We start from the raw sequence: 10,025 nt of genomic DNA on the forward strand, positions 1-10,025 counted from the left end.
TCCTTGACAAAGGTATCGTAATTGATGCTTGGGTTCGTGTTTCTTTAGTTGGTATTGAACTACTAGCAATTGAAGCTCGGATTGTTATCGCTTCCGTTGAAACCTATTTGAAATATGCAGAAGCAGTTGGTTTAACTCAATCAGCAGCAGTTCCTGCTTAATTAAGCAAATTCCCAATATCAGGATTAATGAATATTTCATTTAATTCTGATATTCAACCTGCTTTTTTAATTATTTGTATATCCCTCTTTAATCAAAATTAGGTGCAATCTTCATTTTAATAGGCCGTCAAACCTGGAAAATCTGTCGCTTTATCCAAATAGTGATGAAAGAAGAGCATTCTGAAATTAAGATCTCTCAAAGGATATAAAAAAAGCGGGAAACTCTGAAACTAGACTCAGTGGATTAAAAAATTCCTTGAATCTAGTTAATGCCAGTTTATTATTTTCTGGAGAAATTTATGACTGCTTTACTCCCAAAAATTCGCCAAGAACGTAAGTCAATAGTTGAAGCAGTAGCTCAACTATTTCAAGAGACTAATGAATTCTTGTCTGCTACAACAGCAAACAGAAACGCTCAGGCTCAAAAACAAGCAGAAGAACTACAAGCGTTCCATAAGCAACTTGAGCAAACCAGCCAAGAATTTTTAGCAGAAACCGCTCAAGAACGTATTGCTAAAGCTCAAAAACAAGCAGAAGAACTGCAAGCATTCCGTAAGCAACTTGAGCAAACCAGCCAAGAATTTTTAGCAGCAACTGCTCAAGAACGCATTGCTCAAGCTCAAAAACAAGCAGAAGAACTACAAGCGTTCCATAAGCAACTTGAGCAAACCAGCCAAGAATTTTTAGCAGAAACCGCTCAAGAACGTATTGCTAAAGCTCAAAAACAAGCAAAAGAACTGCAAGCATTCCGTCAGGATTTATTTGTAAGTATTTTTGGTGTTAGCCTTTAATCGCTCAATACACAGAGTTTATCTGTAGAAGAATAGGTCTAAATAGTAATGCCCCCTAACATTCCAGGTGCAAAGCTGGTCAAACAAGGGGGCGAATAATAAAATTCAACAATGAGTTTAGGCCTGAAGAGTCGGCAGTCTATATTTACACCGTAGTAACAGGAACGTATAAATTCAATTTAGCGTTCAAGTTGCTACGTTTATTAAACTGGTTTCCTACTTCCTGCGCTCAACTAAATAGAACGATCATAGCACATCAATTGAGAAATTTCACATTATTCTCATAATATTTCTTTTTTTCTGACAATCGTAATTTACTTACCATCTTTACCTCATAACTATGACTAAAACTAATCATAAAAGAGCAGTTCTTCGTGTCCGTCCAGGACAGTTTGTAGTCACACCTGCTATCGAGCAAGTAGCAATTCGGGCATTACTTTATCTCAAATCAGGATTCCCCATTCACTTACGCGGACCCGCTGGTACAGGGAAAACAACCTTAGCCCTGCACTTGGCTCACTGTCTAGATAGACCAGTCATGTTACTATTTGGAGATGACGAATTTAAAAGTTCGGATCTGATTGGTAGTGAATCTGGTTACACTCACAAAAAATTACTAGATAACTATATCCATAGTGTTGTTAAAGTTGAAGATGAATTCAAACAAAATTGGGTTGATTCTCGGTTAACCCTCGCTTGTCGTGAAGGCTTCACTTTAGTCTATGACGAATTTAACCGTTCACGACCTGAAGTTAATAACGTCTTGCTATCAGCATTAGAAGAAAAAATTCTCAGTCTTCCCCCTAGCAGTAATCAGCCAGAATACCTGAGTGTTAGTCCTCAATTCCGGGCTATTTTTACATCTAATCCCGAAGAATATTGTGGAGTTCACTCAACACAAGATGCTTTGATGGATAGATTGGTAACTATTAATATGCCAGAACCAGATGAGATCACTCAAACAGAGATATTGGTTCAAAAAACGAACATCCAGAAAGAATTTGCTTACTTAATAGTTCGGTTAGTTAAGTCATTCCGATTAGCTACAGGTGCGGAAAAAACCTCTGGTTTACGGTCTTGTTTAATGATTGCTAAAGTCTGTGCAGATAACAACATTGAGGCGACACCAGAAAATTCCTTTTTTCAGGAAATTGCTATGGAGATATTGTCTAACCGGACTCATCTATCTGTCAGTGAGTCTACGGATATTTTCCTAGATGTCATTTCTCAATTTCCCACAAAAGAAATCGAGATATTAAATAATGCCGAATTGGGTAGCTTGCCAACAATGGAAACAATCACTAATACGGACTTAGGAAATGATATCCCCTTAGAGAAAGAAGTTTCTGATTACGTAAGTCAGCAAAAAAATAACGAATTTAAGGGCTTTCAAAAGCCTTCCACCAAAGTTCTCAACTAATCATTAATGCTCCATCTTCTGCGGAGCAAAAATATTTAGTTTACAAAGTTAATCGTGTTTATACTACTCAAGAGTTGAATCATTCGTGACTTCTACGCCCATACTGCCAACACGCCCTCAAACCAACTCAAGTCGAACTATTAACACATCTACCCAAGGTTCGACTTTAGCGGACATTCTCGAAAGGGTTTTAGATAAAGGAATTGTCATTGCTGGCGATATTTCTATCTCTATTGCCTCCACAGAACTTATACACATTCGGATTCGTTTGTTAATTGCTTCCGTGGATAAAGCCAAAGAAATGGGTATCAATTGGTGGGAAACAGACCCTTATCTCAGTAGCAAAGCTCAACGTTTAGTTGAAGAAAATCAGCAACTTCAGCATCGTCTAGAGAGCTTAGAATCACAGATAAATTTACTAACATCAGCTAAAGTACAAGAGCAAATTCCGTTAGTAGAGAATACTGAAGATAATAATCATCAAACCCATGAAGAAAGTATTCCATTGCCGGTAGATTCTCAACTTGATGTCTAATTAATTAAAATTTAGGAGTTATCCATATCGAATTTATAAAAACTGGAACTCTGGCGATTTTAATGATTAAATTACATCAAAGAAATTTAAACCTTTATGTGGCATCATAAAAATGGTCTGTACTCCAGTTGAAAACTCCAACGATTTTCTTACCGTCACTCCAGTTGAAAACTCTAGCGAATTTCTCAACACCTCTCCTCAGAAGAAATCTAATAATGAAACGGGTTTAGCTCCCTTATTATTGACTGTATTGGAATTGATCCGCCAATTGATGGAAGCTCAAATAATTCGGCGCATGGAAGAGGATTTGCTCAGTGAATCTGACTTAGAGCGAACCGCAGAAAGTTTGCAAAAGTTAGAGGAACAAATTTTAAATTTATGCCAGATATTTGACATTGATCCAGCAGATTTGAATCTAAATTTAGGAGAGTTTGGTACTCTTTTACCAGCCGCTGGTTCTTATTATCCAGGAGAAACTGGTAGTCGCCCTTCAATACTAGAGTTATTAGACAGGCTTTTAAATACCGGAATAGTTGTAGATGGTGAAATAGATATAGGTGTAGCTCAACTGGATCTTATTCACGCCAAATTAAGGTTAGTTTTGACATCAAAACCAATTTAATTCCCAGTTTTCAGTCGTAAATTTAGGTTTGATTTTTTTTGCAGCTTATGAATACTGGTCTTTATTTGTACGGCATTTTCCCAGATCCAATTCCTGAAAATATTGATCTTCAAGGATTGGATAAACAACCTGTTCATAGTCAGGTAGTTGATGGATTTAGTTTTTTATATTCCGATGCTTGTCAAGAAAAATATTTGGCTTCCCGTCGTAATTTGTTAACCCATGAAAAGGTTTTAGAACAAGCAATGCACGAGGGGTTTCATGTTCTTTTGCCTCTACGGTTTGGATTAGTTGTAAAAGATTGGGAGACAATCCAAAAACAACTAATTGAACCATACAAAGAGCAATTAAATGAGTTATTTCAAAAGCTGGCAGGACAAAGAGAGGTAAGCATTAAGATTCTATGGGATAGCAAATCGGAATTGCAAGCCATGATGGAGTCTAATCATGAGTTGAAGCAGCAGCGCGACAACATGGAAGGCAAAAATTTGAGAATGGAAGAAATAATTCAAATCGGACAATTGATTGAAAGTAATTTAGTTGCTCGCAAGCAGACTGTCATTCAAGAGTTTTTTAATAATCTACATCCTTTAGCTAAGGAGATTGTGGAAAGTGATCCGATGACGGAAGAAATGATTTACAATGCGGCTTTTTTAATTCCTTGGGAAGCAGAAGCTGTATTTAGTGAACGAGTCGAAGCTATTGATCAAAAATTTGGCGATCGCCTCCGTATCCGCTACAACAATTTTACCGCACCTTACACATTTGCCCAGCTTGCTTCATAGGAGTTTTTATCATGCTAACGAAACTTTTACTATTACCAATCATGGGTCCACTTAATGGACTGGTTTGGATTGGTGAGCAAATCCAAGAGCGTACCAATACTGAATTTGATGCTCAAGAAAATTTGCATAAACAATTATTAAACTTGCAGCTTTCTTTCGATATTGGTGACATTTCTGAAGAGGACTTTGAGATTCAAGAAGAAGAGATTCTTTTGAAAATTCAAGCCTTAGAAGACGAAGCCCGCTTAGAACTAGAATTGGCAGAAGAAGAAGCTCGCTTGCAACTAGAATTAGAACAAGAGCAAGACTTTGTTATCCAACCTCAACTTACAACAGAAACAGACAGAGAAAAGGATCTCGTTTTATCAACCTAGCATCGCAGGGATAATAATTTTTAACGCCAATGGACTTATTTCCATACTTAAATAGCGTTGAAGATGATAATAAAAACCGTAAGCATTCTGAATATTAATTACTGATGTCAGTCTCCCTATTTCAAAACCGCTAAAATCCAGTTTTAGCTGACTACTGATAGCTGAATGCTTACTAAAAAACCCGCTCTTGCGGGTAATAATTTTGATTTTGTCTGTTCATTTCTACCAAATTTATCAAGATTCTACATCTTAATATTCAATCTCAAAAGTTTGGTAATTACTGGATTCAACAACAGTCTTTGAACGCACCACATTTTGAGAAATACTAGAGTGGGGTTGACGCAATTTATGAATCGTTCTTTCTGTGTTTTCTATCTCATTATTGAGAGAATCTAACCGTTTTTGAAGTGTAGTCATTCGTTCTTTAATGGAAGATAATTCTTTGCTAATACGTTGTTTCTCAGCTACCATCTTATAAAGTTCTAATTGACTAGATGCTTCAGAGATATGTCGTGGTATCGTGCTAATTTTAGCTCTAATAATACTACGATGACGAAAGCTTTTCATGATAAAACCTGAATATTTTCTAGTATTATAACCAATAATTTACGATTGTAAATACTGAATAATTCAGAACTAAATTTATCTAGTATTTCCATGAATAAAAACCTTAGTAACTTACCCAAAAATATTTTTATATAGGTGAAATATATGGAATTAGAAAATCTTTACACTTATGCTTTCTTAAAAAAACCTAGCTTTTCCTTGCATTTACCACCAGGTTCTACTACTTCAGTAATTCAAATTGACGGAAATGGACTTTCAGCTATTGTTGAGCCAGGAATATTCCTAGAATCATTTCAAGATGATGATGAGAAAATTGTCCAAATGGCTATAAATCATGACCGAGTTATTTGTGATATTTTTCAACAAACTACAGTTTTACCATTACGGTTTGGGACTTATTTTGCTTCTACAGAAAACTTGCTTACCCATCTAGAATTTCATGGGCAAGAATATCTAAATAAGCTAGAAAAAATCAATGGTAAAACCGAATTTATTTTAAAATTGATTCCTCGGATGCTTGACGAAGAATCGCCAGTTTTAGAATCAGGTAGAAATTACTTTTTAGCTAAAAAGCAACACTATCAACAGCAAAAAAACTTTATTCTTGCCCAAGCATCAGAAAAAGAAATCTTGATTAATTTTATCAGTAACATCAATCAAATTCCCGTGATCATTCAAGAACAAGGAGAAGAAGTACGCATTTACCTTTTAGTCAATTACCAAAATAAAACGTTACTTTTAGAGCAATTTTTAACTTGGCAGCAAACTTGCCCTCGGTGGAATCTATTTTTAGGAGAAGGTCTTCCTCCTTATCACTTCATTTAATTATTTCTGCCAACGTTTCTTTACTTTTTTAGCATCTTATGAATCAATACGACTCACTTCATTTAGTCATGTTTAGCGGTAAAGGTGGAGTTGGTAAGACCACCATTTCTTGTAGTTTCGCCCGTTATTGGGCAAGACAATTCCCCGCTGAAAAAATCTTGTTAATTTCTACAGATCCGGCACATTCTTTAGGTGATATATTACTTTCAGAAGTGAAAGATTATGCCTCACCATTAACAGATTTACCTAATTTGAGTATTCAGGCCTTAGATGCTCAAAAACTGTTATTAGAATTTAAAGCCAAATATAGTCAATTTTTAGAACTATTGGTAGAGCGAGGCAGTTTAGCTGACGGAGAAGACCTAGCACCTGTTTGGGATTTAAACTGGCCTGGTTTAAACGAATTAATGGGTTTACTAGAAATTCAATACTTACTGTCTGAAAAAAAAGTAGATCGGATAGTAGTTGATATGGCTCCTTCTGGTCATACATTAAACTTATTACGACTGAAAGATTTTCTAGATGTGATTTTAAACTCTTTAGAACTATTTCAGAAAAAACATCAGGTAATCACACAAACCTTCACCGGAGGTTATACAAGAGACGAAGTAGATGACTTTTTAGCTGATCTCAAACTACAATTATCAGAAAGTAGACGACTACTACAAGATGATACATTTACAGGTTGTTTAGTTGCCGCCGTTTCTGAACCAATGTGTTTTGCGGAAACAGAGCGATTCTTAGAAAATTTAAAAACTCTAGATATTCCCTATGCAGGAATAGTAATCAATCGAATTTTGACAGATTTAGATATAGAGCCAGACCGCTATGCGGAACAGCAAAAATTTATCAATAAATTCTTAACAATTTCCCAAAATAAACCCGTTTTTATCGTCCCGCAACAAAAATTCCAACCACTAGGTGGAGTTGCATTAGATAATATCGCCTCTCAAATGCAGAAAATTGATAGCGTTGAACTTGCAACTCCGCCACTAATCCAATGGCCAAGCAAAATCCCCCCCAGCTTTACTGACTTTATCGCTGAGGGATGTCAACTAATTATTGTTGGTGGCAAAGGAGGAGTTGGCAAAACCACAGTTTCTGCTGCGATGGGCTGGGCTTTAGCTAATCGTTATCCTGAGAAAAAAATTCGTATGATTTCCATAGATCCTGCTCATTCATTAGGAGATGCTTTTGGTCAAAAATTAGGACATGAACCTGTATCACTAACTCCTAATTTAAGCGGACAAGAAATTGATGCTGCCCAAATATTAGATCAATTCCGCGCTGATTACCTGTGGGAATTAGCGGATATGATTAGTGGAGAAGGAACAGAAACTGAAACAACAGTAAATATTGCTTATCTTCCAGAAGCTTGGCGACAGATTATGTCTCAAGCTTTACCTGGTATTGATGAGATGCTATCCCTAATCACCATCCTCGATTTATTAGACAGTAATGAGCAAGATTTGATTATTTTAGATACAGCACCAACAGGTCATCTCCTGCAATTTTTACAAATGCCCACTGCTTTAGGAGAATGGCTATCTTGGATATTTAAGCTGTGGATGAAATATCAAAATGTCTTAGGTCGAGTTGATTTTATGGGACGGTTGCGACATTTGCGCCAACAAGCTGTCCAAGCTCAAAAGAAATTAAAAGATCCACATCATACCCAGTTTGTGGGTGTGATTCAGGCAGAAGCAGCGATCATTGCCGAACATATCCGCTTAACAGAAACGTTGAAAACCATGAAAATTCAACAACGTTATGTAGTGCAAAATCGCTACACTCAAGAACTGGAAACTGATAGTAGTCTGTTTCCTGAACAAACAATTATTCGTTTACCTAAGTTACCCAGATCGGTAGAACCACTTGCCAGAGTTCAAGGCGCTGCCAATCTTTTATTTTAAGTAGATGAACTGTTTATCATCAATTTTTGGAGGACTTTTATGAGTGATTTATTCAAAGGATTTGAACAGTTACTAGACCTGGTAAAAACCTTAGAAGAAAAGGCAGAAAACGGAGAAATTAAAACCAATGTTCAGTTTAATTCTCGACCTTTAAGCAACATTCCCCGCACAGGAAATATTCCTCGTAGCAGTAATATGGGTAATGATGTGGGTACAAGTCGAATGAACACTCCATCACCCCCAGCTTCAGGTGCAGGTCCATCAGATCCCGTTGTCCCTCCTGATCCCACTTCAGGTATTGCTCTCAAGGATATCGGTGGACTGAGTGAAATGCTCAAAGAACTCAAAGAACTAATTGCTATTCCCTTAAAACGCCCTGATCTCCTGGCTAAATTGGGACTAGAACCCACTCACGGTGTATTATTAGTTGGACCCCCAGGAACTGGCAAAACCCTCACTGCCAGGGCTTTGGCAGAAGAATTGGGTGTTAACTACATTGCTATTGTCGGTCCCGAAGTCATTAGCAAATATTACGGTGAGGCGGAACAAAGATTGCGAGGTATCTTTGAAAAAGCTGCTAAAAATGCTCCCTGTATTATCTTTATTGATGAAATTGATAGCCTCGCCCCAGACCGGAGTGCTGTTGAAGGGGAAGTTGAGAAGCGTCTCGTTGCCCAACTCTTAGGCTTGATGGATGGTTTCTCCCATACTCCAGGGGTGATTGTCCTCGCAGCTACTAACCGCCCTGACCATCTTGATCCAGCCTTGCGACGACCGGGACGATTTGACAGAGAAGTTCAGTTTCGGATTCCCGACATTAACGGACGCAAAGAAATTCTGCAAATTCTCACCCGCTCCATGCCCTTGGATGACACGGTTGACCTCGATTTTATCGCTGAACGCGCCGTAGGATTTGTAGGTGCTGATTTGAAAGCTGTCTGTCAAAAGGCTGCTTATACCGCCCTCCGTCGTCAAGTTCCTTCCATAGAAGTGGAAGCTCCCGAAAACATGACGGTTAATCAAACTGATTTTTTACAAGGGCTAAAGGAAATCAAGCCGGCTGTACTTCGCAGCGTTGAAGTTGAAGTTCCCCAAGTGGCGTGGGATGATATTGGTGGTTTAGAAACGATTAAACAAACCTTGCGAGAATCCGTAGAAGGGGCGTTGCTTTATCCAGAACTTTACTTGCAAACTAAAGCTGTAGCTCCCAAGGGGATTTTGTTATGGGGACCACCGGGAACTGGTAAAACTTTATTAGCAAAGGCTGTAGCATCCCAAGCTAGGGCTAATTTTATTGGTGTCAATGGACCAGAGTTGCTTACCCGTTGGGTGGGCGCTAGTGAGCAAGCGGTACGGGAATTGTTTGCTAAGGCGCGACAAGCAGAACCCTGTGTGATATTTATTGATGAAATTGATACCTTAGCTCCGGCACGGGGAACGTATAGTGGTGATTCTGGTGTGAGTAACCGGGTAGTGGGACAGTTACTGACTGAGTTGGATGGTGTAGAGGTCGGTGCAAGTATTTTGGTAATTGGGGCTACGAACCGTCCTGATGCTCTTGATTCTGCTTTATTACGGGCAGGAAGGTTGGATTTACAACTTAAGGTAGATTTACCTGATTTAGCCAGTCGTTTAGATATTTTGCAGGTCTATACTCAGGGACGACCCTTGTTAGATGTGAATTTAACCTATTGGTCTGAGGTCACGGATGGCTGGAATGGTGCAGATTTAGTATTGCTATCCAATCAGGCTGCTGTGGAAGCTATTCGCCGTTTTCGATCGCAAGGACAGACAGATCCGGCTGATATTAGGATTACTAATGATGATTTTGAATATTCCTATCAAGTTTTAATGCGCCAACGTCCTGTTTAGCTAAATTCTTCAATTGAACTACCTCTGGTTGACAGGATGTTAACCAGGGGTTTCTTTTTGTTCACTGACAGTGTATTCCTAGTGTGTTAATTTTGACAGGAAAACCAGGGATTTCCTTCATGCAGAAAGTATGATAGAAAAAAGGATACCTGAAAGCTCA

The 10,025-nt window shown here is 38.1% G+C and carries 11 protein-coding genes; 10 read left to right on the top strand and 1 reads right to left on the bottom strand.

Annotated features, from left to right (window positions below):
- From gvpJ to FJR05_RS25065, 7 genes are all read left to right on the top strand, one after another.
- On the top strand, positions 1 to 161 hold a 161-nt coding region (gvpJ, locus tag FJR05_RS25035), incomplete at its 5' end, for a gas vesicle protein GvpJ (RefSeq protein WP_168642895.1).
- A gap of 299 nt (positions 162 to 460) precedes the next feature.
- Positions 461 to 952: a gas vesicle protein GvpC gene (gene gvpC / locus FJR05_RS25040; RefSeq protein WP_168646606.1), complete on the top strand. Its 492-nt coding sequence runs from the start codon at positions 461 to 463 to the stop codon at positions 950 to 952.
- 340 nt (positions 953 to 1,292) lie between these two features.
- Positions 1,293 to 2,372 carry a gas vesicle protein GvpN gene (gene gvpN, locus FJR05_RS25045; protein ID WP_174783854.1) on the top strand — a complete coding sequence of 360 codons (1,080 nt, stop codon included), beginning with the start codon at positions 1,293 to 1,295 and terminating at the stop codon, positions 2,370 to 2,372.
- Positions 2,373 to 2,457: 85 nt separating this feature from the next.
- Positions 2,458 to 2,907, top strand: coding sequence for a gas vesicle protein (locus FJR05_RS25050; protein WP_168646607.1), 450 nt, complete (start codon positions 2,458 to 2,460; stop codon positions 2,905 to 2,907).
- A 112-nt stretch (positions 2,908 to 3,019) separates the two neighbouring features.
- A complete protein-coding gene (locus FJR05_RS25055) occupies positions 3,020 to 3,529 on the top strand; it encodes a gas vesicle protein K (RefSeq protein WP_168646608.1) in 510 nt (169 codons plus the stop codon).
- Positions 3,530 to 3,576: 47 nt separating this feature from the next.
- The gene (locus FJR05_RS25060) at positions 3,577 to 4,314 is read left to right on the top strand and encodes a GvpL/GvpF family gas vesicle protein (protein ID WP_168646609.1); all 738 of its coding nucleotides are present in this window, start codon (positions 3,577 to 3,579) and stop codon (positions 4,312 to 4,314) included.
- A gap of 11 nt (positions 4,315 to 4,325) precedes the next feature.
- Positions 4,326 to 4,688 carry a gas vesicle protein GvpG gene (locus FJR05_RS25065; RefSeq protein WP_168646610.1) on the top strand — a complete coding sequence of 121 codons (363 nt, stop codon included), beginning with the start codon at positions 4,326 to 4,328 and terminating at the stop codon, positions 4,686 to 4,688.
- Between the two features lie 249 nt (positions 4,689 to 4,937).
- On the opposite strand, the gene FJR05_RS25070 is transcribed toward FJR05_RS25065, so the two are convergent.
- A complete protein-coding gene (locus FJR05_RS25070; protein ID WP_168646611.1) occupies positions 4,938 to 5,255 on the bottom strand; it encodes a gas vesicle protein in 318 nt (105 codons plus the stop codon).
- A gap of 144 nt (positions 5,256 to 5,399) precedes the next feature.
- Between FJR05_RS25070 and FJR05_RS25075 the strand changes: the two genes are divergently transcribed.
- From FJR05_RS25075 to FJR05_RS25085, 3 genes are read left to right on the top strand one after another with little or no spacing between them, the layout of a single operon-like run.
- Positions 5,400 to 6,080: a GvpL/GvpF family gas vesicle protein gene (locus tag FJR05_RS25075; protein ID WP_168646612.1), complete on the top strand. Its 681-nt coding sequence runs from the start codon at positions 5,400 to 5,402 to the stop codon at positions 6,078 to 6,080.
- A 38-nt stretch (positions 6,081 to 6,118) separates the two neighbouring features.
- A complete protein-coding gene (locus FJR05_RS25080; protein ID WP_174783855.1) occupies positions 6,119 to 7,993 on the top strand; it encodes an ArsA family ATPase in 1,875 nt (624 codons plus the stop codon).
- 39 nt (positions 7,994 to 8,032) lie between these two features.
- On the top strand, positions 8,033 to 9,865 hold the full coding sequence (locus tag FJR05_RS25085) for an AAA family ATPase (protein ID WP_168646613.1): 1,833 nt from the start codon (positions 8,033 to 8,035) through the stop codon (positions 9,863 to 9,865).
- Positions 9,866 to 10,025 lie beyond the last annotated feature (160 nt).

The sequence above is a fragment of the Dolichospermum sp. UHCC 0259 genome (assembly GCF_009711935.1).
Lineage (GTDB): Bacteria > Cyanobacteriota > Cyanobacteriia > Cyanobacteriales > Nostocaceae > Dolichospermum.